The 26,020-nt window shown below is 73.3% G+C and carries 8 protein-coding genes; 3 read left to right on the top strand and 5 right to left on the bottom strand.

The window, feature by feature from the left end:
- Positions 1 to 18: 18 nt before the first annotated feature.
- From CLV40_RS23490 to CLV40_RS23500, 3 genes are read left to right on the top strand one after another with little or no spacing between them, the layout of a single operon-like run.
- Entirely contained in the window at positions 19 to 19,032 is a 19,014-nt protein-coding gene (locus CLV40_RS23490) for a non-ribosomal peptide synthetase (RefSeq protein ID WP_104481149.1), read from the top strand.
- A complete protein-coding gene (locus CLV40_RS23495) occupies positions 19,029 to 20,267 on the top strand; it encodes an MFS transporter (protein ID WP_104481150.1) in 1,239 nt (412 codons plus the stop codon). The genes CLV40_RS23490 and CLV40_RS23495 overlap by 4 nt, the downstream gene beginning before the upstream one ends.
- Positions 20,257 to 20,451 (top strand): MbtH family protein, encoded by a 195-nt coding sequence (locus CLV40_RS23500; RefSeq protein WP_104481151.1) that lies wholly within the window; start codon positions 20,257 to 20,259, stop codon positions 20,449 to 20,451. The genes CLV40_RS23495 and CLV40_RS23500 overlap by 11 nt, the downstream gene beginning before the upstream one ends.
- 36 nt (positions 20,452 to 20,487) lie before the next feature.
- Here the strand turns inward: CLV40_RS23500 and CLV40_RS23505 are convergent, their stop codons facing one another.
- The 5 genes from CLV40_RS23505 to CLV40_RS23525 all read right to left on the bottom strand — a co-directional run bounded on the left by CLV40_RS23505 (position 20,488) and on the right by CLV40_RS23525 (position 25,948).
- A complete protein-coding gene (locus CLV40_RS23505; RefSeq protein ID WP_104481152.1) occupies positions 20,488 to 21,357 on the bottom strand; it encodes a LacI family DNA-binding transcriptional regulator in 870 nt (289 codons plus the stop codon).
- A 16-nt stretch (positions 21,358 to 21,373) separates the two neighbouring features.
- Complete coding sequence (locus CLV40_RS23510) at positions 21,374 to 22,234, bottom strand: carbohydrate ABC transporter permease (protein WP_104481153.1); 861 nt, start codon at positions 22,232 to 22,234, stop codon at positions 21,374 to 21,376.
- Positions 22,231 to 23,103: a carbohydrate ABC transporter permease gene (locus tag CLV40_RS23515; protein ID WP_374065100.1), complete on the bottom strand. Its 873-nt coding sequence runs from the start codon at positions 23,101 to 23,103 to the stop codon at positions 22,231 to 22,233. Before CLV40_RS23515 ends, CLV40_RS23510 begins: the two co-directional genes overlap by 4 nt.
- 95 nt (positions 23,104 to 23,198) lie before the next feature.
- Entirely contained in the window at positions 23,199 to 24,443 is a 1,245-nt protein-coding gene (locus CLV40_RS23520) for an ABC transporter substrate-binding protein (RefSeq protein WP_104481155.1), read from the bottom strand.
- Between the two features lie 206 nt (positions 24,444 to 24,649).
- The gene (locus CLV40_RS23525) at positions 24,650 to 25,948 is read right to left on the bottom strand and encodes a hypothetical protein (protein ID WP_146108201.1); all 1,299 of its coding nucleotides are present in this window, start codon (positions 25,946 to 25,948) and stop codon (positions 24,650 to 24,652) included.
- Positions 25,949 to 26,020: the final 72 nt, after the last annotated feature.

A 26,020-nucleotide genomic window follows, 5' to 3' on the forward strand; every position in this document is an offset into this window, starting at 1 on the left:
AGCCGAGGAGCCGCTGCCATGACCACCTCCCAGTCCCCTCGGCGCGACGCCCTCCCCGAGCACCTGCGCGCGCAACTCGCGCGCAGGCTCGCGGGCAAGGCCGCCGCCAAGGCCCCCGAGACCATCCCGACCGCGAACCGCGAAGCCGACCTGCCGCTGTCGTCGGCGCAGCAGCGGTTGTGGTTCCTGAGCGAGTTCAACCCGGGCGGCAACGACTACAACTCCGGCACCGCGCTGCGGTTCACCGGTGACCTCGACGTGCCCGCGCTGGTCGCGGCGGTGCGCGGGCTGGTCGCCGCGCACGAGTCGCTGCGCACGACCTTCGCCGAGGTCGACGGGCGTCCGGTGCAGGTCGTGCACGCCGAGATCGACCTGCCGGTGCCGGTGCGCGACTGCGCGGAGGACGCGCTCGCCGACACGCTGCAAGCCGAGTTCTCCCGGCCGTTCGACCTGCGCACCGGCCCGCTGCTGCGGGCGCTGATCGTGCGGGTGAGCGAGACCGCGCACGTGCTCCTGCTGACCTCGCACCACATCGCCGTCGACGGCTGGTCACTCGGCGTGCTGACCGAGGAACTGGCCGCGCGCTACGCGGGCCGGACCGTGGCCGACCCCGACCTGCACTACGCCGACTTCGCGGTGTGGCAGCAGGGCAGGCTCCGCGGCCCTGGGATGGACGAGCACCTGGCGTACTGGCGGGACACCCTCGCCGGCGCGAGCCCGCTCGACCTGCCCACCGACCGCCCGCGCCCGCCGGTGCGCACCCCGGCGGGCGCGGCGCACCACCTCACGGTGCCCGCCGAGCTGACCACCCGGCTCACCGACCTGGCCCGCGCCAACGACACCACGCTGTTCACCGCGCTGATGGCCGCCTGCCAGCTGCTCGCGGCCCGCTACAGCGGCCAGGACGACGTCGCGCTCGGCACGGTCACCGCGGGCCGCGGTCGCGCGGAGCTGAACCGGGTCATCGGGTTCTTCGTCAACACCGTCGTGCTGCGCTCCACTGTGGACCAGAACACCACGTTCGCGGAATTCCTGCGCGCGGTCAACGGCACCGCGCTGGACGCGTTCAGCCACGACGAGGTGCCGTTCGACCGGCTCGTCGAGGCCGTCGGCGCGCCGCGCGACCCGAGCCGCAACCCGCTGTTCGACGTGCTCGTGCTGCTGCAGAACGCCTCGAAGGGGCTGCCGGAGTTCCCGGGGCTCGCGGTCGAGGAGGTGGACCTGCGGCGCTGGGCGGCCAACTTCGACCTGAGCGTCGAGTTCACCGAGCGCGCCGGGCAGCTGGACTGCGTGCTGGAGTACAGCACCGACCTGTTCGACGCGACCACCATCGAGCGGCTGGCAGGCCACCTGCTGGTCCTGCTCGACGCGGCCACCGCCGCCCCCGACCGGCCGATGGCCGAGCTGCCCTGGCTCACCGAGCCCGAGGTGCGCGCGGTGACCCGGGAGTGGAACGACACCGCGCTGCCGGTCGAGCCCGTCACCTTCCCGGCGGTGTTCGAGGAGCAGACCCGCCGCACCCCGCGCGCCACGGCCCTGGTGTTCGACGGCACCTCCCTCACCTACGCCGAGCTGAACGAGCGCGCGAACCGCTTGGCGCACAAGCTGATCGCGGACGGCGCCGGGCCGGAGCGGGTCGTGGCGGTCTCGCTGCCCCGCTCGGTCGACGCCGTGGTGGCTCAGCTCGCCGTGCTCAAGTCGGGCGCGGTCTACCTGCCGGTCGACCCGGCGCTGCCCGAGGAGCGCCGCGCGCACCTCGTGGCGGACTCGGGCGCGGTGCTGGTCGTCGATGGTCCACTGGAGACCGATGGCCTGGTCGGGAACCCCGAGGTGGGGCTGCGGCCGGATCACACCGCGTACGTCATCTACACCTCGGGGTCGACCGGCAAGCCCAAGGGCGTCGCGGTCGAGCACCGGGCGCTGGTCAACCTGCTGCGCAGCCACCAAGCCGACTTCGCGGGCGGCGACCGGCTGCGGGTCGCGCTCTCGGCGGTGTTCTCCTTCGACACCTCGTGGGAAGGGCCCGTCCTGATGGCGGGCGGCCACGAGCTGCACCTGCTCGGCGACGACGTCCGGCTCGACCCGGACGCGCTCGTCGCCTACGTCGTCCGCGAGCGGATCGACTTCCTCGACCTCACCCCGTCCTACCTGCGCAAGCTCCTGCCCGCCGGGCTGCTCTCGCACGCCGACCACAAGCCCGCCGTGCTGATGCTCGGCGGCGAGGCGCTCGGCGACGACCTGTGGCGTGAACTCGGGGCGCTGCCGGACACTGCCGTGCACAACTTCTACGGCCCCACCGAGACCACCGTCGACGCGCTGTCCACTGTGGTCTCCGGCGACCGTGCGACCATCGGCACACCGCTGCGCAACCTGGCCGCCTACATCCTCGACGCGGACCACCGGCCCGTGCCGGTCGGTGTTCCCGGCGAGCTGCACATCGCGGGCGCCCAACTCGCGCGCGGCTACCTCAACCGCCCCGGCCTCACCGCCGACCGGTTCGTCCCCGACCCCTTCGGCGCCCCCGGCAGCCGCATGTACCGCACGGGCGACCTGGCCCGCTGGACCGCCGACGGGGCCGTGGAATACCTGGGCCGCACCGACGACCAGGTGAAGATCCGCGGGTTCCGCATCGAGCCGGGCGAGATCGAGGCCGCGCTGCTGGCCCTGCCCGGGGTCCGCGAGGCCGCCGTGATCGCCCGCGAGGACGGCGGCCACCGCAGGCTGGTCGCCTACCTCGTCGGCGACGAGCCCGACACGACCGCGCTGCGCATGGCGCTGAAGGCGACGCTGCCGGAGTACATGGTCCCGGCCGCGTTCGTCGTGCTCGACCGGCTCCCGATGACCCGCAACGGCAAGCTGGACAAGGCCGCGCTGCCCGCGCCGGAGGTCCGCGCCGAGGCCGAGGCCGACTTCGTCGCCCCGCGCGACGAGACCGAGGAGCTGCTGGCCGGGCTGTGGGCCGAGGCGCTCGGCGCGGACCGCGTCGGCGTCACCGACAACTTCTTCGCGCTCGGCGGCGACTCGATCCTCAGCATCCAGATCGTCTCCCGCGCCCGCGCCGCCGGGCTGCGGCTGTCCTCCCGCGACATCTTCGTCAACCAGACCATCGCCGAACTGGCCCCGGTCGTCGGCCGGGAGGTCGCGCCCGAGATCCGCGCGGTGCCCGAGGGACCCGCCCCCTTGACCCCGATCCAGCACTGGTTCTTCACCGCCCACGGCGCCCGCGCGCACTTCACCATGTCGCTGCTCGTCGACCTCGCCGACGGCATCGACCCCCGCGCGCTGGAGACCGCGCTCAAGGCCGTCGTCGGTCACCACGACGCGCTGCGCAGCCGGTTCCGCCAGGTCGACGGCCAGTGGCGGCAGGAACCGGGTGACACCCCGTTCTGGTTGGCGCGCGGCGGGGACATCGACGAGATCCGCGCGGGCATCGACCTCGCCGACGGTCCGCTGCTGCGGGCCGCGCTGCTCGACGACGGCAGGCTGTTCCTGACCGTCCACCACCTCGTCATGGACGGCGTCTCCTGGCGGGTCCTGCTCGACGACCTGGCCACCGCCTACACCCAGGCGCTGGCCGGGCGTCCCGTCGAGCTGCCGCCGGTGGGCACGACCTTCGCCGAATGGGCCCACCGGCTGCGCGACTTCGTCGCCGGTGGCGGATTCGCCGGGGACGCCGACCACTGGGCCTCGGTGCCTGACCCGGCACCGCTGCCCGTTGACCATGACGGCGTCATGAGCGCCGGGAGCACAGCGTCGGTCACCGTGCGGCTCGATCCCGCCACGACCGACGCGGTGCTGCGCGCGGTCCCCGACCGCTACCGCACCCGCGTCAACGACGTGCTGCTCAGCGCGCTCGCCAGTGTCCTGTCCCGGTGGACCGGCGACCGCACCGCCGCGATCACCCTCGAGGGCCACGGCCGCGAAGAGGTCATCGACGGCACCGACCTCACCCGCACCATCGGCTGGTTCACCACCCAGTTCCCCGTCGCGCTCGACATCCCGACGGGCAACTGGGGCACGGTCCTCAAGTCCGTCAAGGAACAGCTCCGCGCGGTCCCGCACAACGGCATGAGCTACGAGGCACTGCGCTACCTCACCCCGGACAGCCCGCTCGCCGGGCGACCGCTGCCGAAGGTCGGGTTCAACTACCACGGCCGCTTCGACACCGGCGACGACGGCCTGATCGGCGCCCGCCACGACGCGGGCGCCGAGGTCGCCGCCGACGCCGAACGCGACTTCGCGCTGGAGGTCATCGGGCTCGTCGAGTCCGACGAGCTGGTGCTGACCTGGGAGTACTCCACTGCCCTGCACCACGAGGCGACCGTGCGCAGGCTCGCCGAGGCCATGGCCGCGACGCTGCGCGAGATCGTCCGGTTCTGCGCGGCCCCCGGCGCCGGTGGCCGCACCCCGTCCGACTACCCGCTGGCCCGGCTCACCCAAACCCAGGTCGACGCCATCGCCGGGGACGGCAGCGAGGTCGACGACATCTACCCGCTGACCCCGTTGCAGGCGGGCATGGTCTTCCACACGCTGGTCGACGCCGACAGCGGCGCGTACGTCGACCAGGTCCGGCTCGTCCTCGACGGCGTCACCGACCCCACCGCGCTGGTCGCCGCCTTCCAGTCCGTCGTGGACCGCACCCCGGTGCTGCGCACGGCCGTGATCTGGGAGGACGTGGCCGAGCCCGTGCAGGTCGTGCGCCGCTCGGTGCGCCTCGACGCCGACGTGCGCGACTGGCGCGACCTCGCCGCCGCCGACGTCGACGCGGCCATGCGCAACCTGCTCGCCGAGGACCGCGCCCGGCCCTTCGCCCTCGACCGGGCGCCGCTGCTGCGGATCGCGGTGCTGCGCCTCGCCGGGGACCGGGTCGTGCTGGTCTGGTCGTCGCACCACGTGCTGCTCGACGGCTGGAGCACCGCGCAGGTGTTCGGCGAGGTCGTCGAGCGCTACACCGCGATCGTCGCGGGCCAGGCCCCGGCCGGGCCGGTGCGCAGGCCGTTCCGCGACTACCTGCGCTGGCTCGCCGACCAGGACTCCGCCGCCGCGGACGCGCACTGGGCCCGCGTGCTCGACGGGTTCGCCGAGCCGGTCGCCGTGCCGTGGGACCGCTCGCCCGCGCAGAGCCACCGCACCGAGTCCAGCGCCGCCGCGCGCGCCGACCTCGACCGCGCCGAGACCGACCGCATCCGCGCGGCTGCCCAGCGCGCCGGGCTGACGCTCAACACCGTCGTGCAGGGCGCGTGGGCGCTGCTGCTGGCGCGGTGGTCCGGCAGCGCCGACGTGGTGTTCGGGTCCACTGTGTCCGGTCGCCCGGCGGAGCTGCCCGGTGTCGAGTCGATGGTCGGCATGTTCATCAACACCGTGCCCACCCGCGTGCACGCCGACCCCGACCGGAACGCCGGTGACTGGCTGCGCGACCTCCAGGCCGGGCAGAGCGAGTCCCGCCGCCACGACTTCCTGGCCCTGCCGCGCATCCAGTCGCACAGCGCGCTGGACCCGGGCGCGGCGCTGTTCGACAGCGTCGTGGTGTTCGAGAACTACCCGTTCGAGGACGCCTCCCGCGCCGACGGCCTGCGTGTCGCCGAGGTGCACGCGATCGACACGACCAACCTGCCGCTGACCCTGTCCGCGCACGTCGACGACCGCGTCCACCTCGACCTCGGCTACGACCCCGCGCTCCTCGACGCCACCACCGCCGCCCGCGTGGCGGGCTGGCTGCGCGCGTTGGTGACCGGGCTCGTCGAGCACCTCGATCGGCCGATCGGCGCGCTGCCGTGGGTGTCCGATGAGGACCGTCGACGGGTCCTCACGGCGTTCAACGACCGCGAAGCCGGATTCCCGTTCGAGCCGGTGACCGAGGTGTTCGAGCGGCAGGCCGCGCGCACCCCGGACGCCACCGCGCTCGTCTTCCGCGACAGCGAACTCACCTTCGCGCAGGTCGAGTCCGCCGCGAACCGGTTGGCGCACAAGCTCATCGCCGACGGCGCCGGGCCGGACCAGGTCGTCGCCCTGACCATGCCGCGCTCGGCCGACAGCCTGGTCGCGATGCTCGCGGTGAACAAGGCGGGCGCGGCGTTCCTGCCCGTGGACCCGACCCTGCCCGCCGACCGCATCGCCTACTTGCTCGACGACGCCCGCCCGGTCCGCGTCCTCGACGCCATCCCCGACACCAGCGGCTTCCCCGACACCAAACCCGGCCTCGACATCCGCCCCGAGCAGGCCATCTACGTCATCTACACCTCCGGGTCCACCGGCCGCCCCAAGGGCGTGGTGATCACGCACGGCAACTTCTCCGCCCTGCACCAGGACCACCGCGTCGACGTCACCGGTGTCGAGCGGACCCGGTTCGCGCTGACCGCCACCTTCTCCTTCGACACCTCCCTCGAAGGCATGCTGTTCCTCGTCGACGGCCACGAGGTGCACGTCATCCCCGAGGACCTGCGCCTCGACCCGGCCGCCTTCGTCCACTACGTCACCGAGCGCGGCATCGCCTACGTCGACCTCACCTCCACCCACGCCACCCACATGGCCGCGGCGGGCCTGCTCGACAGCGGCCTGCGGGTGCTCATGCTCGGCGGCGAGGCGACCTCGGAGAAGCTGTGGCGCGACGCCCAGGCCAAGGGCCTTCGGGTGGTCAACTACTACGGCCCCACCGAGACCACGATCGACGCCACCGGCCTGTTCTCCGGCGAGGCCGACCGGCCGCTCATCGGCAGGCCCCTGCGCGGCACCCGCGCGTACGTGCTCGACGAGAACCTCGACCCGCTGCCGCCCGGCGTGCCCGGCGAGCTGTACCTGGCGGGCGCGCAGCTGGCGCGCGGCTACCTCGACCGGCCCGGCCTGACCGCCGGTCGGTTCGTGGCCGACCCGCACGGCCCGGCCGGTACCCGCATGTACCGCACGGGCGACCGGGTCCGCTGGACCGAGGGCGGCCTGCTCGACTACCTGGGCCGCGCCGACGACCAGGTCAAGATCCGCGGCTTCCGGATCGAGCCCGGCGAGGTCGCCGCCGTGCTGCGGGAGCGGCCCGGGGTGACCGACGCGACCGTCGTCGCGCACACCGACGCCACCGGCACCCGACTGGTCGGTTACGTCGTCGGCGACCCCGGCCCGGATCCGCGCGCCGCGCTGGCCAAGGTGCTGCCCGACTACATGGTCCCCGCCGCGGTCATCACCCTCGACCGGATGCCGGTCACCCCCAGCGGCAAGGTCGACCGCCGCGCCCTGCCCGCCCCCGACTTCGCCGCGACCACGACCCACGTCGTCCCGCGCACCGAGGCCGAGCGGGTCGTGGCCGCCGCGTGGGCCGACGTGCTGGGGCTGGCCGAGGTCGGCGCGGAGGACAACTTCTTCGCCCTCGGCGGCGACTCGATCCTGAGCATCCAGGTCGTGTCCCGTCTGCGCGCCGCGTTCGGCACCCAGCTCTCGCCGCGCGTGGTGTTCGACCACCCGACCGTGGCCGCGTTGGCCAAGGTCGCGCCGGGGGAGCGGACCGACGCGATCCCGGTGTCCACCTCGGACGGACCCGCTCCGCAATCGTTTGCGCAACGCCGTCTCTGGTTCCTCGACCAGTTCGAGCCCGGTGACACCGAGTACGTCAGCCCGACCGCGCTGCGCTTGTCCGGGCCCCTCGACGTCGCCGCGCTGACCGCCGCGCTGACCCGGCTCATCGCCCGGCACGCGTCGCTGCGGACCACCTTCGCCGAGATCGACGGCGAGGCCGTGCAGCTCGTCGGCGAGCCCTACCCGGCGGACCTGCGCGTGGTCGAGGCCGAGGTCGAGCAGGTCCTCGCCGCGGAAGGCGCGACGCCGTTCGACCTCCAGCGGGGGCCGCTGCTGCGCACGACGCTGGTCCGCACCTGGCCGGAAGAGCACGTGCTCGTGCTGACCCTGCACCACATCATCACCGACGGCTGGTCCACGTCCGTGCTCACCGACGACCTCGCCGCGCTCTACCGCGCCGAGCTGTCCGGTGTGGACCCGAACCTGCCGGACATCCCGGTCCGCTACACCGACTTCACCCTGTGGCAGCGCGAGCAGACCGCCGACCTGGGCTTCTGGCGGCGTGCGCTGGCCGGCGTCGAACCGCTCGACCTGCCCACCGACCGGCCCCGGCCCGCGATCCGGACCACCGCGGGCGCCAAGCACGAGTTCACGCTGCCCGAGGAGACGCTGGTCGCGCTGCGGGCCGTCGGACGGTCGGCGGACAGCACGCTGTTCGTCACGCTGCTCGCCGCCTGCCAGGCCCTGTTCGCCCGCTACAGCGGCCAGCGCGACATCACGCTCGGCACCGTCGCCTCCGGCCGCGAGCGCGCCGAGCTGGAGCGGGTGGTCGGGTTCTTCGTGAACACGATCGTCCTGCACTCCACAGTGGACGTGGACCGGCCGTTCACCGACCTGCTGGCCGGTGCCCGGGCCACCGCGCTTGAGGCGTTCGCGCACCAGGACGTGCCGTTCGAGCGGGTGGTCGACGCGGTCGCCCCCGAACGCGACCCGGCCCGGTCCCCGCTGTTCGACGTCATGGTGCTGCTGCAGAACACCCCGGACGAGGTGCCGGTGCTGCCGGGCCTGACCGTGTCCGAGGTCGACGTCCCGGTCACCACGTCGGCGGTCGACCTGACCTTCGAGTTCCAGGAGTCGGTTGCCGGGCTGCGGGGTGCCGTCGAGTACAACCCCGACCTGTTCGACGTCGAGACGGTCGAGCGGATGGTGCGGCACCTGACCGCGCTGCTCACCGCCGTCGCCGCGAACCCGGGCGTGGCGCCCGGTGACGTGGAGCTGTTCGGCGCGGACGAGCGGGCGCTGCTGCTGGACACCTGGCAGGGCAAGCGCGCGGTCGACCCGACGCCGATGCCGCGCGTGTTCGCCGCGCAGGCCGCGCGGACCCCGGACCGCACCGCGCTGGTGTTCGGCGCCGACCGGCGCACCTTCGCCGAGGTCGACGCGCAGTCCAACCGGCTGGCGCGGTGGCTCGTCGACCAGGGCGCCGGGCCGGAGAAGCTGGTCGCGCTGGCGCTGCCGCGCTCGGCGGACATGGTGGTCGGCATCCTCGCCGTGATGAAGTCCGGCGCCGCCTACCTGCCGATCGAGCCGACCATGCCCGCCGAACGGGCCCAGTTCCTGCTCGACGACACCCGACCGACCGTGGTCGTGCCCGCCATCCCGGACCTGTCCGACTACCCGGACGCCGACCCGGGCGTGGCGATCGACCCGAGGTCGCCGGTGTACGTCATCCACACCTCCGGGTCGACGGGCACGCCCAAGGGTGTCGTCGTCGAGCACGGCAACCTGTCCGCGCTGTTCACCCACCACCTCGCCGGGGTCGCCGCGCCGCGCGAGATCCCGCTGCGGTTCGGGCAGACCGCGGTGTTCTCCTTCGACACCGCCATCGAGGGCCTGATGTTCATGGCCGCCGGGCACGAGTGGCACGTCATCGACGACGACACCCGGCTCGACCCGCACGCCTTCGTCGAGCACGCCCGCGGCCTGCTCGACGTCCTCGACCTGACCCCCGCGCACGCCCGCAGGCTCATCGCCGCCGGGCTGCTCGACGCGGGTGTCCGCGAGGTCATGTTGGGCGGCGAGGCCGTCGACGCCGCGCTGTGGGCCCGGCTGCGGGAGGTCACCGCCGAGACGCTGGCGGCGGGCAGCCCGCCGGGGGCGTCGCGCGGGCACAACGTGTACGGGCCGACGGAGACGACCGTCGACGCCACCGAGACCATGATCACCAGTGACCGGATCACCATCGGCCGCCCGCTGTCCACGATCCGCGCGTACGTGCTCGACGAGCGGTTCCGGATGCTGCCCGTCGGCGTGCCCGGCGAGCTGCACCTGGCGGGACCGCAGGTCACGCGCGGCTACCTGGGTCGACCGGGCCTGACCGCCGACCGGTTCGTGGCCGACCCGTACGGCGCGCCCGGCGGCCGGATGTACCGCACGGGCGACCGGGTCCGGTGGACGCCCGAGGGGACGCTGGAGTACCTGGGCCGCACCGACGACCAGGTCAAGATCCGCGGCCACCGCATCGAGCCCGGCGAGGTGCAGGCCGCGCTGCGCAAGCACCCGGACGTGCGCGACGCGGCCGTCGTCGCCCGCCCGCACGGCGGCCACCTGCGCCTGGTCGGGTACGTGGTCGGGGAGGACCGCGACTTCGCGTCGTTCCTGCGCCAGTCGCTGCCGGAGTACATGGTGCCGAGCGCGTTCGTGCTGCTCGACAAGCTGCCCGTCACGCACAACGGCAAGCTCGACCACCGCGCCCTGCCCGAGCCGCCAGCCCCGCGCGCGGCCGACCACGTCCCGCCGCGCCCCGGGATCGAGGCCGACCTGGCCGCGATCTGGGCGACCGTGCTCGGGGTCGAGCGGGTCGGCGCGGCGGACAACTTCTTCGCCGTCGGCGGCGACTCGATCCTGAGCATGCAGGTCGTGTCGCAGGCGCGGCGGGCGGGCATCGAGGTGACGTCCAAGGACATCTTCGTCCGCCAGACCGTCGCCGAACTCGCCGCCGTCGCGCGGCGGGTCGAGGCCCCGGCGGCGGCACCGGTGATCACCGGGCCCGCGCCGCTGACCCCGATCCAGCACTGGTTCTTCGACACGCACTCGCCGGTGCAGCGCGACCACTTCACCATGACGATGACCTTCGCCCTCGCCGCCGACGTGGACCGGCCGCGGCTGCGGCGGGCCGTCGAGCACGTCGTGCGCCACCACGCGGGGCTGCGGACCAGGTTCTCCTACGGCGCCGACGGCTGGACGCAGGAGCCGGTCGAGGACATCGGCATCGACGGGCCGATCGACATCGAGGCCGGTCGGGTGCTCCGCGTGGTCATCGACGAGCGGCTGCACCTGGAGGTACACCACCTGGTCATCGACGCCGTGTCGTGGCGCGTCGTGCTGGCGGACCTGGAACGCGCCTACCGCGGCGAGTTCCTGGCCCCGACCGTCTCGTTCGGACAGTGGGCGCACCGGTTGGGCGACTTCACCGTCGGCGGCGGGTTCGACGCCGACCTCGACCACTGGCGGTCCGTGCCTTCCGTGCCCGCGCTGCCGCGTGACCACAACGGCGCCAACACCAAGCCCGCCGAGTTCACCGTCACCCTCGACCGGGAGACCACGGACGCGCTGCTGCACCAGGTCCCGGACGTCTACCGGACCCAGGTCAACGACGTGCTGCTGGCGGCGCTGGCCCGGTCCCTGACGGACTGGAGCGGGCAGTCGAACGCGCTCATCACGCTCGAAGGGCATGGGCGCGAGGAGGTCGTCGACGGTATCGACATCAACGGCACCGTCGGCTGGTTCACCAGCCAGTTCCCGGTGGCGCTGCCCGTGGCCGACGACTGGGCGGACACGCTGAAGGCCGTCAAGGAGAGCCTGCGGGCCGTGCCGCACAAGGGCATGAGCTTCGAGGCGCTGCGGTACCTCAAGAACGAGCTGGACGACGTGCCCACGCCGGAGGTCGCGTTCAACTACCTCGGTCGCTGGGACACCGCCGAGGAAGCCGACGGGCTGCTGCGGGAGCAGGTGGCGGACCCCGAGCGGACTCGGCCGCCGATGCCGCGCGGCCACCTGCTCGACATCAACGCCGCCGTGACCGACGGCGCGCTCACCGTCGACTGGGAGTACGCGCCGGGTGTGCACGACGAGGCCACCGTGCGCGCGCTGGCGGACCGGATGCTGGCCGCGCTGCGGGAGATCGTGGTGCACTGCGCCGCGCCGGGCGTCGGTGGCCGCACGCCGTCGGACTTCCCGCTGGCCCGCCTGGCCCAGTCCCAGGTGGACGCGTTGGTCGGCGATGGCAGCGGGGTGGCGGACATCTACCCGCTGACCCCGTTGCAGGCGGGCATCCTGTTCCACGGCCTGCTCGACGGCGACGCCTACGTCAACCGGACCCGTGTCCGGCTGCGCGGTGTCACCGACCCGCGCCGCGTCGGCCGGGCGTGGCAGGAGGTGGCGGCCAAGACGCCCGTGCTGCGCAGCACCATCGTCTGGCAGGGCGTGCCGGAGCCGGTGCAGGTCGTGCACCGCGACCTGCCGCTGGACATCGAGTACCGGCCGATCACCGCCGCCGACGAGCGCGCGGGCCTCGACCTCGCGCACGGCTCGCTGACCAAGCTCGTCATCCACGAGGTCGAGCCCGGCACGGTCGAGCTGCTGTGGGTCTCGCACCACGTGCTGCTCGACGGCTGGAGCACCGCGCAGGTGTTCTCCGACGTCCTCGCCGCCTACACCGGCGCCGACTTGCCGCCGCGCCGCCCGTTCGCCGACTACCTGCGCTGGTTCGCCGAGCAGGACGCGGCGGCGGCCGAGCGGCACTGGCGGGCCGTGCTGTCCGGTGTGCAGGGACGCACGCCGCTGCCGTTCGACCGCAAGCCGGTCGACGCGCACCGCGCCGAGTCGTCCGCGCACGTCCGGGCGAGCCTGCCCGCGGGCGATGTCGGCGCGCACGGGTTGACGCTGAACACGGTCGTGCAGGGCGCGTGGGCGCTGCTGCTGGCCCGGCACAGCGGCGAGCGCGAGGTCGTCTTCGGCGCCACCGTGTCCGGCAGGCCGTCGGACCTGGCCGGGGTCGAGGACATGGTCGGCATGTTCATCAACACCATCCCGACCCGCGTCCTGGTGGAACGCCAGGGCAGCGCGCTGCCCTGGCTGCGCGGGGTGCAGGCCGCCCAGGCCGAGTCGCGGCGGTTCGACTTCGTGTCCCTGGCCCAGGCGCAGACCTGGAGCGGGTTGCCGTCGCTGTTCGACAGCGTTGTCGCGTTCGAGAACTTCCCCGACGGTGCCGAGACCGAGGGCGCCCCGGACGTCGAGACCGTCGACGGCGAGGAGTCGACGACCCTGCCGCTGAGCGTCGCCGCGCACGTCGACGGCGGCGACCTGCGGATCGAACTCGGCTACGACCCGGCGTTGTTCGACGAGGCCACCGCCCGCACCCTGGTCGACCGGCTGGTCGACCTGGTCGACGCGCTGATGGCCGACCCGACGCGGCCCCTGGAGGCGCTGCCGTGGCTCACCGACGCCGAGCGGGCGCTGGTGGTGCGCGACTGGAACGACACCGACCGGCCGGTCACGCCGACGCCGTTCGCGGACCTCCTGCGGGTCACCGCGGAGCCCGCCGTCGAGCAGGGCGACGTGGTGCTGACCTACGCCGAGCTGGACGCGGCGGCGAACCGGCTGGCGCGGCTGCTGATCGAGCGCGGCGCCGGGCCGGAGCGGATCGTCGCGCTGCGGCTGCCGCGTTCGATCGACCTGGTGGTGGCGCAGCTCGCGGTGCTCAAGGCCGGTGCGGCGTACCTGCCGGTGGACCCGAACTACCCGGCGGAGCGCATCGCGTTCATGCTCGAGGACGCGCGTCCGGTGCTCGTGATCGACGAGCCGCTCGACGCGTCCGGGTACTCGGCCGTGCCGCCGCGCGTGGACATCTCCGTCGACGCGCCCGCGTATGTCATCTACACCTCCGGCTCCACCGGTCGACCCAAGGGCGTCGTGGTGACGCACCGGGGGCTGGCGAACTTCTCGGCCGCCGAGATCGAGCGGTTCGAGGTCGCCGCCGGTGACCGGGTGCTGGCGTTCTCCTCGCCCAGCTTCGACGCGTCGGTGCTGGAGCTGTGCATGGCGCTCCCGGCGGGGGCCACGCTGGTCATCCCGCCCGCCGGGCCGCTGGTCGGCGAACCGCTGGGCTCGGCGCTGCGCGACCTGCGGATCACGCACGCGCTCATCCCGCCGGTGGCGCTGGCGACGGTGCCCCCGATGGAGTTCCCGCACCTGAAGACGCTGATCGTGGGCGGCGACGCCTCGTCGGCCGACCTGGTGCGGCGGTGGGCCCCGGTCACGCGGCTGGTCAACGCCTACGGGCCGACCGAGGTCACCGTGGTGGCCTCGTGGACCGAGCCGCTGTCCGCCGCCGACGGCGCGCCGCCGATCGGACGGCCGCTGCCGAACACGCGGACGTATGTGCTGGACGAGGACCTGCGGCCGGTTCCCGCGGGCGTGCCGGGTGAGCTGTACGTGGCGGGTGTCGGTTTGGCGCGGGGGTACCTGCGTCGGCCCGGGTTGACGGCGTCGCGGTTCGTGGCGAATCCCTTCGAGCCGGGCCGGATGTACCGGACCGGGGACGTCGTCCGGTGGACCCGCGACGGACAACTGGAGTTCGTGGGACGCGCCGACGACCAGGTCAAGGTGCGTGGATTCCGGATCGAACTCGGTGAGATCGAGTCCGTGATCGGCGCGCGCCCCGGCGTGCGGTCGGTGGCCGTGGTGGTCCGCGAGGACGAGCCCGGCGTCAAGCGGCTGGTCGCCTACGTCGTCGGCGCGACCGACGGGTTGCGGGAGGCGCTGCTGGCGGCCCTGCCCGAGCACATGGTCCCCGCCGCGTTCGTGGCGCTCGACGCGCTTCCCCTGACCGCCAACGGCAAACTGGACCGGCGGGCCCTGCCGATCCCGGAGTGGACCGCCGCCGACGTGGTGGCGCCGCGCAGCGAGGCCGAGCGGGTCGTGGCCGCCGCGTGGGCCGACGTGCTGGGTATCCCCGAGGTCGGCGCCACGGACAACTTCTTCGCGCTCGGCGGCGACTCGATCCTGAGCATCCGGGTCGTGGCGCGGCTGCGGGAGGCGCTGGGCACCGACGTGTCCCCGCGCCTGCTGTTCGACCACCCGACCGTGGAGGGGCTGGCCGCCGCGCTCGCCGGTTCCGCCGTCGCCGAGTCGATCCCGGTGCTGGCCGACGGCGCGGACTCGCCGCTGTCGTTCGCGCAGCAGCGGCTCTGGTTCCTGCACGAGTTCGAGCCCGACAGCACCGAGTACGTGACCCCGCTGGCGCTGCGCCTGCGCGGCCCGCTGGACCTGGGCGCGCTGACGGCCGCCATGACCGGCCTGGTCGCCCGGCACGAGTCGCTGCGGACCACGTTCCACGGCGTCGACGGCCAGGGCACGCAGGTCGTGCACCCGGCGGCCGAGGTGGCCGTGCCGGTGGTCGACATCGCCGCCGACGGCTTGGCGGCGGCCCTGGACCGGGCGGCGGCCCAGCCGTTCGACCTGGCCCGCGGCCCTCTGCTGCGGCCCGTGGTGTTCCGGATCTCCGAGTCGGACCACGTGCTCGCGCTGACCATGCACCACATCGTCACCGACGGCTGGTCGGCCGGTGTGCTCATGGCGGACCTCGCGGAGCTGTACCGCGCCGAGACCGAGGGCGGCGCGCCCGACCTGCCCGCGCTCCCGGTGCGCTACCGCGACTTCGCGGCCTGGCAGCGCGGCCGGACCGACGTGCTGGCCACGCAGTTGGACCACTGGCGGTCGACGCTGGCCGGCGTGCCCGCGCTCGACCTGCCGACCGACCGGCCGCGACCCGCCGTGCACACGACCGCCGGGGCGCAGGTGCCGTTCGCGGTGCCCGCCGAGGTGGCGGACCGGCTGCGGGCGATCGCCCGGGAGCAGGACGCGACGCTGTTCATGGTGCTGGTCGCGGCCTGCCAGACGCTGCTGCACCGGTTCTCCGGCCAGGACGACATCGCCGTCGGCACCGTGTCGGCCGGTCGGGAGCACCCGGAGCTGCACAACCTCATCGGGTTCTTCGTCAACACGCTGGTGCTTCGATCCACTGTGGATTCGCGGGAGTCGTTCGCCGGGTTCCTGGGACGGGTGCGGGGAACCGTGCTCGACGCCTTCGCCAACCAGGACGTGCCGTTCGAGCGGGTCGTGGACGCCGTCGCCCCGGAACGCGACACCAGCCGCACGCCCCTGTTCCAGGCGATGGTCGTGCTCCAGAACGCCGTCGGACGGGCCGACGGGCTGCCGGGGCTGGCGGCCGAGGACGTGGCCTTCCCAGTGGTGACCGCCGCTTACGACGTCACCGTCGAGTTCCACGAGGAGGACGGCGGCGCGCTCGCGGGCACGCTCGACTACAACACCGACCTCTTCGACGCCGACACCGCCGCGCGGCTCGTGTCCGGGCTCGACGTCCTGCTGGCCGCCGCGTCCGCCGCGCCGGGCACCGCGCTCGGGGCGTTGCCGGTGATGCCGGACGACGCCGTCGAGCAGGTCCTGGTGGGGTGGAACGACTCCCGCACCTCGACCCCCGAGTGGACGCTGCCGCGGCTGCTGCGGGCCCAGGCCCGGCACACCCCGGACGCGCCCGCGATCATCGCCGGGGACACCGTGCTGACCTACCGGGAGCTCGACGAGCGGACCGACCGGGTCGCGCGGGCCTTCGCCGAGCTCGGCGCCGGACCGGAGACCGTGGTCGCGGTGCGGCTCGGCCGCTCCGCCGAGCTGGTGATCGCCTCGCTGGCCGCGACCAAGGCCGGTGCCGCCTACCTCCCGGTCGACCCGAACTACCCGGCGGAGCGCATCGCCTACATGCTGGACGACGCGCGGCCGGTGCTCGTCGTCGACGACCCGGCGCTGCCGGAGGCACCCGGCGGAGAGCTGCGGGGACCGTCGTTGGACAACCCGGCGTACGTCATCTACACCTCCGGGTCGACCGGTCGGCCCAAGGGCGTCGTGGTGACGCACCGGGGGATCTCCAGCTTCGCCGCGGCGGAGGTCGAGCGGTTCGAGGTGCGGCCCGGCGACCGGGTCTTGGCGTTCTCCTCGCCCAGCTTCGACGCGTCGGTGCTGGAGCTGTGCATGGCGCTCGGGGCCGGTGCCGCGCTGGTGGTGCCGCCGCCGGGGCCGCTGGTCGGCGACGACCTCGCGGAAGTGCTGGTGTCGCAGCGGATCTCGCACACGCTGATCCCGCCGGTCGCGCTGGCCACCGTGCCCGCCGTGCCGCTGCCGGACCTGCGGACGCTGGTCGTGGGCGCGGACGCGTGCTCGGCGGAGCTGGTGGCGCGCTGGGCGCCGGGCCGCCGGATGATCAACGCGTACGGGCCGACCGAGGCCACGGTCGTGTCGACGTGGAGCGAGCCGCTGGTGCCGGGCGGGGTGCCGCCGATCGGCCGGGCCATCGACAACACCCGTGCGTACGTGCTCGACGCGGACCTGCGGCCGGTGCCGGTCGGGGTTCCCGGGGAGCTGTACGTGGCCGGTGTCGGCTTGGCGCGCGGCTACCTGGGGCAGCCCGGGTTGACCGCGTCGCGGTTCGTGGCGAACCCGTTCGAGCCGGGTCGGATGTACCGGACCGGGGACGTCGTGCGGTGGACCCGGGACGGGCAGCTGATGTTCGTGGGCCGGGCCGACGACCAGGTCAAGGTGCGCGGGTTCCGGATCGAGCTCGGCGAGGTCGAGTCGGCGCTGCGGGCGCACCCGGCGGTCGCGGACGCCGTGGCCGCCGTGCACACCGACGCGGGCGGTCACAAGCGGCTCGTCGGCTACGTCGCCGGGGCCGAGCTGCCGGACGCCGCGGCCCTGCGCGAGTTCCTGACCGAGAGCCAGCCCGACCACCTGGTGCCGACCGCGTTCGTGCTGCTCGACCGGCTGCCGGTGTCGCCGAACGGGAAGGTCGACCGGCGCGCGCTGCCGGAGCCCGACCTCACCGCGACCACCGCCGCGTACGTGCCGCCGAACACCGACGTCGAGCGCGCGCTGGCGAAGGTGTGGGCGGACGTGCTCGGCGTCGAGCGGATCGGCCTGGCGGACAACTTCTTCGCCCTCGGCGGCGACTCGATCCTGAGCATCCAGGTCGCCGCCCGCGCCCGGCAGGCGGGACTGGGAGTGTCCACTAAGGACTTGTTCCTGCACCAGACGATCGCCGACCTCGCGCCGGTGGTGACCGTGGTGGACACGGTGGCCGACAAGGCCCCGGTGACCGGGGACGTGGAGCTGACGCCGATCCAGCGCTGGTTCCTCGACGCGCCCCGCGCCGGCTACCACCACTTCAACCAGGCGCACTACGCCGCGCTGACGCTGAACCCCGACGCCACCGCCCTCTCGACGGCCCTGTCCGCGTTGCACGAGCACCACGACGCGTTGCGGCTGCGGTTCGCGCGGTCGGCATCGGGGTGGCGCCAGTGGAACGCGCCGGTGTCGCCGGTGGAGTTGCTGGACGTCGTGGAACTCCCATCGGCCGACGAGGCGGAGATCGAGCGGATCGCGGACTCGGCGCACGCCGGGTTCGACCTGGAGACCGGGCCGCTGCTGCGGGCGGTGCTGTTCCGCTTCGCCGACGGCACCGCGCCCCGGCTGCTGCTGGTGGCCCACCACCTCGTGGTCGACGGCGTGTCGTGGCGGATCCTGGTCGACGACCTGGAAACCGCGTACGCCCAAGCCGCGCGCGGCGCGGCCGTCGACCTGGGGTCGAAGAGCACGTCGTTCCAGGAGTGGTCCCGCGGGCTGAGCGAGCTGGTGCGTTCCGGTGGCCTCGACGAGGAACTGGACTACTGGCGGTCCGTCCCGGAAGCGGGCGCGATCCCGGTGGACAGCGACTCCATGGACTCCACCGCCATCGCGGTCGACGCCGTGTCGGTCGAGCTGACCGCGAGCGAGACGGACGCGCTGCTGCGCGGCGCGCCGGTGGCCTACCGGACGCGGATCAACGACGTCCTGCTCGCCGCGCTGGCCTGGTCGCTGGCGCACTGGACCGGGAACCCGCACGTGGCGGTCCACCTGGAGGGCCACGGCCGGGAGGACGTGCTGGACGGCGTCGACCTGTCCCGCACGGTCGGGTGGTTCACCACGATGTTCCCGGTGACGCTGACCGTCCCGGACGGCAACTGGCGGTCGATCATCCGGGACGTCCGCAAGCAGCTGCGCGCGTTGCCGGGCAACGGTTTCGGCTACAGCGCGCTGCGCCACCTCGGCGCGCTGGAGGCGCGCGGCGCCGACCCCGAGGTGTCGTTCAACTACCTCGGCCAGTTCGACGCCAAGTCGGCCGACGAGTCGACCAGCCTGTTCGGGGAGGCCCTCGCGGCCGTCGGGCAGGACCACCACCCGGCCGACCGGACCGGGCACCTGCTCGACATCGTCGGCGAGGCCACGGACGGAAAGTTGACCTTCGTGTGGTTCTTCAACGCGCACATCCACCACCGGTCGACCGTCGAGGACGTCGCCGGTCGGTTCGCGACGGCGCTGCGGCAGATCGCCGCGGACTGCGGGGGTACCCGATGAGCGAGGTTCCCCTGCGGCGCAACCGGAACTACACCCTGCTGTGGGTGGGGCAGGCGTGCGCGGAGGTCGGCTTCAGCGCCTCCATGATCGCCTTCCCGCTGCTGGTGCTGGGGTTGACCGGGTCCGCCGTGGTCTCCGGCCTGGTGCTGGCGGCGGACGCGGCGGCGCAGCTGGTGGCCGGGCTGCCGGGCGGCGCGCTGGTCGACCGGTGGGACCGGCGGCGGGTGATGCTGCTGTGCGAGGTGGCGCAGTTCCTGGCCCTGGGGTCGCTGGTCGCCGCGCTGGTCGCGGGGTCGACGACGGTGCCGCACATGATCGCGGTCGCCGCGGTCATGGGTGTGGCCCGGGCGCTGTTCGAACCCGCCGAGGACGCGGCGCTGCCGTCGCTGGTGCCGGAGTCGCAGCTGGCGGACGCGGTGGCGATGAACGCGGCGCGCTCGTCCTTCGGGCAGATGGCGGGCACCTTCCTGGGCGGGCTGTTGTTCGCGGTCGGCCGGTGGGTGCCGTTCCTGCTGGACGCCCTGACGCACGTGGTGTCGTTCATCGCCCTGGCCTTCATACGGCTGCCCAAGCGGGAGGTGGTCCCGGAGCCGGTGGGCAAGCTGGGCCACGAGATCCTCGAAGGACTGCGGTGGGTGCTGCGGCACCGGGAGGTCCGGCTCACCGCGATCTGCGCGTTGGCGCTGAACCTGTTCTTCAGCGCCTACTACCTGGTCGTCATCGTGCTGGCCGAGCGCCAGGGGGTGCCCTTCGCCGAGGTCGGCGTCATGGCCGCCATGCTCGGTGTCGGCGGGGTCGTCGGCTCCCTCATCGCCCCCTACCTGCACCGCGTGCTCACCCCGCACGTGTCGATCGCCGGGGTGTTCTGGGCGCTCACGCTGCTGGCCCCGCTGGCGGTGTTCATCCGGAGCGGGCTGCTGCTCGGCCTGCTGTTCAGCGGCATGGCGCTGTTGGCGCCGACGGCGAACACCACCATCACGACCCACCAGTTGCTGCTGACCCCGGACCACCTCAGGGGGCGGCTGGGCGGGGTCATGGGCGTCATCGTCGGCAGCGCCGCCGCCCTGGGCCCGGCCCTGGGCGGGGTCCTCGTCGAGGTCCTGGAACCCGACACCGCCGTGCTGGTCTCGGCGGCGGGCATGGCCGTGGTCACCGTGCTGGTGACGCTGAGCCGAACCCTGCGCGAGTACACGCGAGAACCCGAAAAGGAGAAGGAGAACGCCCATGAGGGATGACATCGCCTACCAGGTCCTGATCAACGACGAAGACCAGTACTCCCTGTGGCCCGCGACCCGGGAGATCCCGGCGGGCTGGCGGGCGGAGGGCACCACCGGCACCAAGGACGAGTGCACGGCGCACGTGGACAAGGTGTGGACGGACATGCGCCCCAGGTCGCTGCGCGAGCACATGGACGCCTAGGTGCCCGGGAGGGTGGGCGGTCGGCGCCCACCCTCCCTAGGTGTCGCGTGCCACCACCTCCATCGGCAGGGTGATCGCCAGGGGGAGGTGGGGTTCGCCCGCGAGTTGGGCCTTGAGGTGCCAGGCCGCGGTGGCGCCGAGGTCTTCGGGCCGGTGCTGGATCGTGGTCAGGCGGGGGGTGGTCGCGGTGGCGAGGCCCGTGTCGTCGAAGGTGATGAGGGTCCTCGTGTGGCGCAGGGCCGGGACGGCGAGGGTGTCCGTGGTGCAGAAGACGGCGTCGAAGCCGGTCAGGGTGGCGAGTTCCGCGTCGACGGTTTCGGGCGTGCAGGGGATTTGTGCCACGGGGGTGCGGCCGATCTCGTCGAGTGCGCGGCGGAGGCCGGTGAGGCGGTCGACGGTGGGGCTGGTGTCCGGGGAGGTCAGCAGTGCCGCGACGTTGGTGGTGCCGCGGGCGATGAGGTGGCGTCCGGCCAGGAGGCCGCCGGTGAGGTTGTCGGGGGCGACGTACGGGACGGTGGGGTCGGTGAGCGGGCGTCCGATGTGGACGCTCGGGATCGTGGTGGGGTGCGGGTGGGATCCTAGGACGATCGCGGCGTCGGCGGTGCGGTCGAGGTCTTCCGGGTCGATGAGGACGACGATCCGGAGGTCGCGCAGGCCCGCCGCCGCGCCGCGGAGGATCGCGGTCAGGTGCGGGTGGTCCCCGGTGATGGCGATGGCGACCGTCTCCGGCCGGTGCGCGCGGCTGGCCAGGGACCGGGCCGACGCGTTGGGGACGTAGCCGAGCGCGTCGGCCACCGCGCGCACGGCCGCCCGCGTCTCCTCGCTGACCCCCGGGCCGTTGTTGAGGACGCGCGAGACGGTGGAGCGGGAGACGCCCGCGTGTCTGGCTACCTCTTCGAGGTTCACGGGCGGCTCCCACGGTTTATCCCTGTGCGGCCATCACCCCGGCGACGATCCGGCGACCCAGGAGGGTGAATACCACCAGGACGGGAATGGAAGCCAAAGTGGTTCCGGCCAGAACCAGCGGATAATCGACGTAGTGGCCGGCCTGCAACCGCTCCAGGGCCAGCGGGACGGTCGGATTGTCCGGGTCGAGGGCCACCAGGGGCCAGAGGAAGTCGTTCCAGCTCGTCATGAACGTGAACATGGCCAGGAACGCCGCCGCGGGCAGCACCGACGGGACGCAGACGTGCCACAGCACCCGCCCGGTGGAACACCCGTCGAGCCGGGCCGCCTCGACGAGGTCGCGGGGGACGGCCGAGAGGGTGTACTGCCGCATCCAGAAGACACCGAGCGCGGTGACCAGGTTGGGCACGATGACCGCCCGCAGGTCGCCCGCCCACCCGAGCTCGGCCATGGTCAGGTACAGCGGGATGACCCCCAACTGGGTCGGCACGGCCAAGGTGGCGACGACGCAGGAGAAGAGCCGGTCGCGGCCGGGGAAGCGCAGCAGCGCGAACGCGAACCCGGCCATCGTCGAGAACACCACCGTCGACACGGTGACCGTGCCCGCGACGACGACGCTGTTCCCCAACGCCCGCCAGAACGGCACGGTGTCGAACACCCGCGCGGCGTTGGCGAGGAAGTGGCCGCCGGGCAGGAGCGGGGGCACCGGATCAGCGGACGTCTCGTGGCCGGCTATGAGGAACGACCAGTAGAACGGGAACACCGAACCGGCGACGAACGCCACGAGCAACCCGTACACCCAGAACCGCGCCCGCCGCCGCGCCGGGTGGCGGCGAGTCCTTGGGGGGTGGGGTGGGGCGGGTGCCTGCCCGGTCATCGGGTCGGGCCCGCGAGGTGGCGGGTGAGGACGTGGTTGGCGACGGCGACCAGGGCGACGAGCAGGGTGAGGGTGCACGCGATGGCGGAGGCGTAGCCGAGGGACTGGTTGTCGAAGGCCGACTGGTAGAGGTACAGGTTCGCGGTCTGGAACTGGTGCGTCGCGCCGCCGTTGGTGCCGGGGAGGGGGTCGAGGAGTTTGGGCTCGGTGAACAGTTGCAGGCCGCCGATGGTGGAGGTGACCACGACGAAGACCAGGGTCGGGCGGAGCAGGGGGAGGGTGATCGCGGTGAACCGTCGTACCGGGCCCGCGCCGTCGACGGTGGCCGCTTCGTGGAGTTCGCGGGGGATGGCCTGGAGCGCCGCGAGGACTATCAGCGCGTTGTAGCCGGTCCAGCGCCAGTTGACCATGGTGGCGATGGCCAGGTGCGACGCGAAGCGGTTCGACTGCCAGTCGACGGGGGTCAGGCCCAGGTGTTGCAGGACGGCGTTGACGAAGCCGAACGTCGGACCGAACAGGTTGGCGAACACCACCCCGACCGCCGCGACCCCCATGGCGCACGGCAGGAGCACGCCGACCCGCCAGGCCGTGGGGGCGCGGAGGCGGGTGTCGAGCAGCGCGGCCAGCAACACCGCGATCACCACCTGCGGGACCGTGGTCATGGCCAGGATGCTCAGGGTGTTCGCCAACGCCCGGCCGAACTGCGCGTCCGAGAGCAGGGCCGCGTAGTTCCCCAACCCCACGAACCGCGTGGGGCCGTCGAGCAGGTCCCAGTCGTAGAGGGACACGAAACCGCTGTAGAGCAACGGGAACACGCCCACCAACGCGAAGACCAGGAAGAAGGGGGCGATCAGGAGGTATGGCTCCACTGTGGACTTGACAGGGCGACGGCCGGCCGGCACCGCCAGTGGTCCGGGAAGTGGAACCGTGTCCGGGCAGGAGGGGCGCGCGGTGGTGCGCGTGTTCATCGGGTGATCTTCTTCGCGCCCTCCACCGCCTGCCGCCACCCCTCGTCCGGGCTCGCGCCCTCCTCCACCGCGCGCAGCGCGGGCGCGATGACGTTCTCCTGGATCCGGCCGTCACCCGGCCCCTTGTACTGCGGCTCGCCCACCTTCTGCGCCCGGCCCGCGAAGAGGGCACCGGTGTGCGCGCCGCCGAAGTAGGGGTCGGTGGTGCCCAGCAGTTCCGGCGCCGTGAGGGCCGCGCGCTGGCTGGGGAAGTTGCCGGTCTTGGCGAACGCGCGGATCTGCTGCTCCGGCGCGGTCAGCCAGGCGGCCAGCGCGGCGGCCTCCCGGGGGTGGGCGCTCTGCTTCGGCACGGCCAGGTACGAGCCGCCCCAGTTGCCCCCGCCGCCGGGGAACGCGTCGGCCACCGCCCACCGGCCCGCGTTGGCCGGGCCCGCCTGGGCCTTGATGACGCCCAGCATCCACGACGGGCACGTCTTGGTGGCGAACGCGCCCGCGGCGAAACCCGCGTTCCAGTCCGCCGAGAACGCCGTGAGCCGGGCCGACTGGCCGCGCCCGCCCGCCGCCGTCACCAGGTCCCAGTTGCGCCGGATCGCTGGGTCCGACTCGATGGCCAGCGCGTCGCCGGTGGTGAGGTAGCCGCTGGGCAGCTGGTTGTGCATGGCGTTGAAGATCTGCGAGTCCGAGTCGAACCACGCGCGGCCCGCGCGCGCCACGAACGCGTCGCCGGTGGCGAAGTACGACTCCCAGGTGGCGAACAGCGGCGCGACGCGCTCCGGGTCGCCGGGCAGCCCGGCCGCCTCGAACAGGTCCCGCCGGTAGCACATCGCCAGCGGGCCGACGTCCGTGCCGTAGCCGACCACCCGGCCCGCCTTGTCCCGCCCCGCCGCGTACTTCCAGTCCAGCCACCGGTCCGGCCGCACGTCCGGTGGACCGATCTCGGCGAGGTCCTGGAACAGGTCGGACCGGGCCAGCGCGTCGGCCAGGTAGCCCTCCTCGACGGCCACCACGTCCGCCGCGCCGGAACCGGCCCCCAGCCGGGTGAACAGCCGCTGGTGGTACGGCCCGCCCTGCCCGGTGCGCTCGTGCCGGACGCGCACCCCCGGGTGCGTGGACTCGTACTCCGCCAACAGGTCCTCGTAGCCGAACTCGGTGAAGGTCGAGATCGACAGCTCGACCCGGCCCGCGGCCTCGCCGGTGCCGCAGGCCGCGCTCGCGGCCAGCAGCGCCAGCGCGGACACCACGGGAAAAGCCTTCGAGAAAACCTTGTGGAACAGGGTTTTCCTGGACAGAAGACGCACGACAACCCCTCGGTTCGACGGCGGATTCCGGGAACGCTCTCGGCGCAACGTACCGAAAAAGTGTGTCGTGGGTTACACAGCGGTGTCAAGGCTGTCGAGATTTACCCGTGGACGAGCCGTTTCGTGTTCGTCGCCGGGAACGCTCCCCATCACCGTGTGGCCGGGACCGCCTCGGTGGTGCCTTGGTCGGTCGCGGGCGGGCGCAGCGGAACCGTGATCGTCTCGGTCACCACGACCGGCTGCGGCGGCGTCACCTGCGGCGTGCCGGGCCGGAGCAGGAAGGTCAGCACGACAGTCAGCAGGCTCAGCGCCGTCGAGGCGACGACGAGCCGCACGAGCAGTTCGACCTTCTTGCGCAGCAACAGAACCGCGCCTGCCAAATCCCGGTCCTGCGGGTCGTCTCGATCGGTCCGCGCCGGTTCGGTGGACCGTGCCACCCGAGGGCCCGTGCGGGTGTCGACCGCGGGCGGTTTCGCGCGCTGCCGCCGCTGTTGTCCGCTCGGGGGCGGAGTACTCGCTCGCCTGCGGCCTCCGTCGAGCAGCGCGAGGACGCGTTCGTCACGGGTGTTGAGGCCCACGAGCCGCTCGTTCGTCGCCCGCGCGTAGTCATCCGGGGCGCGGAAGTACTCCGCCACCAGCGAACTCGCCAACGACGCGACCGCGTCGCCGCCCGTCGGGGGCTGGTCGGTGACCCGGACGCGCGTGGTCACGCCCGCGTCCGGCGGCTGCCGCAGGCACCAGAACCTGGGCGACCCGCTGCCCGCGGCGTCCGCGCCCGGGATCGTGTCGGAGTGGTCGTAGGTCGAGTAGGTCCACCCGAACCTGTGGTCCATTGTGGAGAGAACCGGGTCGAGCACCTCCCGCACCACCGTGAGCACGGGGAGCGGGTCGTCGTCGAGGACGAGCGTGTAGCTCGACGCCTGGTGGGTGAGCACGGCCTCGACCAGGTTCCGCGCCGTGGTCGACCACCGGGCTTCCGCCTCCTCCCTGGCCCGCGCGCGCCAGTCCTCGCGCAGGCGCCGCCAGGAGTCCGCGCGCACCGGCGGGAAGCCGTCCGGGTCCGGGTCGGAGTCGGCGGGCCACCCGCTCCAGTGCGCGACGTACATGGCGAACGGATCCAGGTCCACCGGGTCGCCCAGCACGGCGTGCGCGGCGTCGAGCCCCGACTCGGACGACCGGAACCGGGCCAGCAGCGCGGCGGTGTTGTCGTGGAACTTGACGTAGGAGAACGCCCGGTCCGGCACCCACGGCCGGGAGTCGCCCCGGTGGATGGGGGTCAGCCGGGTGAACCGGCGCAGCTTCGCCTCCCACCGCGCCGCCTCCCGCGGCGGCAGGTCCGGGGTGCCCACCCGCGGCACGGGTCCCCCGCCGCCGAAGTCGAAGTGGATCTGCTTGACCCCGAGGTGACCGTCGTGCGGGCGCGTCACCCGTTCTTGCCGTTCAAACATCCGCCACGCTCCGCCACCCGGTGGCCCCCGGTCCAATTCCCTAGTCGGCCTACCCCCGGTCGCCGTTACCGG

This window comes from Actinokineospora auranticolor, assembly GCF_002934265.1.
In the GTDB taxonomy this organism is placed as follows: domain Bacteria; phylum Actinomycetota; class Actinomycetes; order Mycobacteriales; family Pseudonocardiaceae; genus Actinokineospora; species Actinokineospora auranticolor.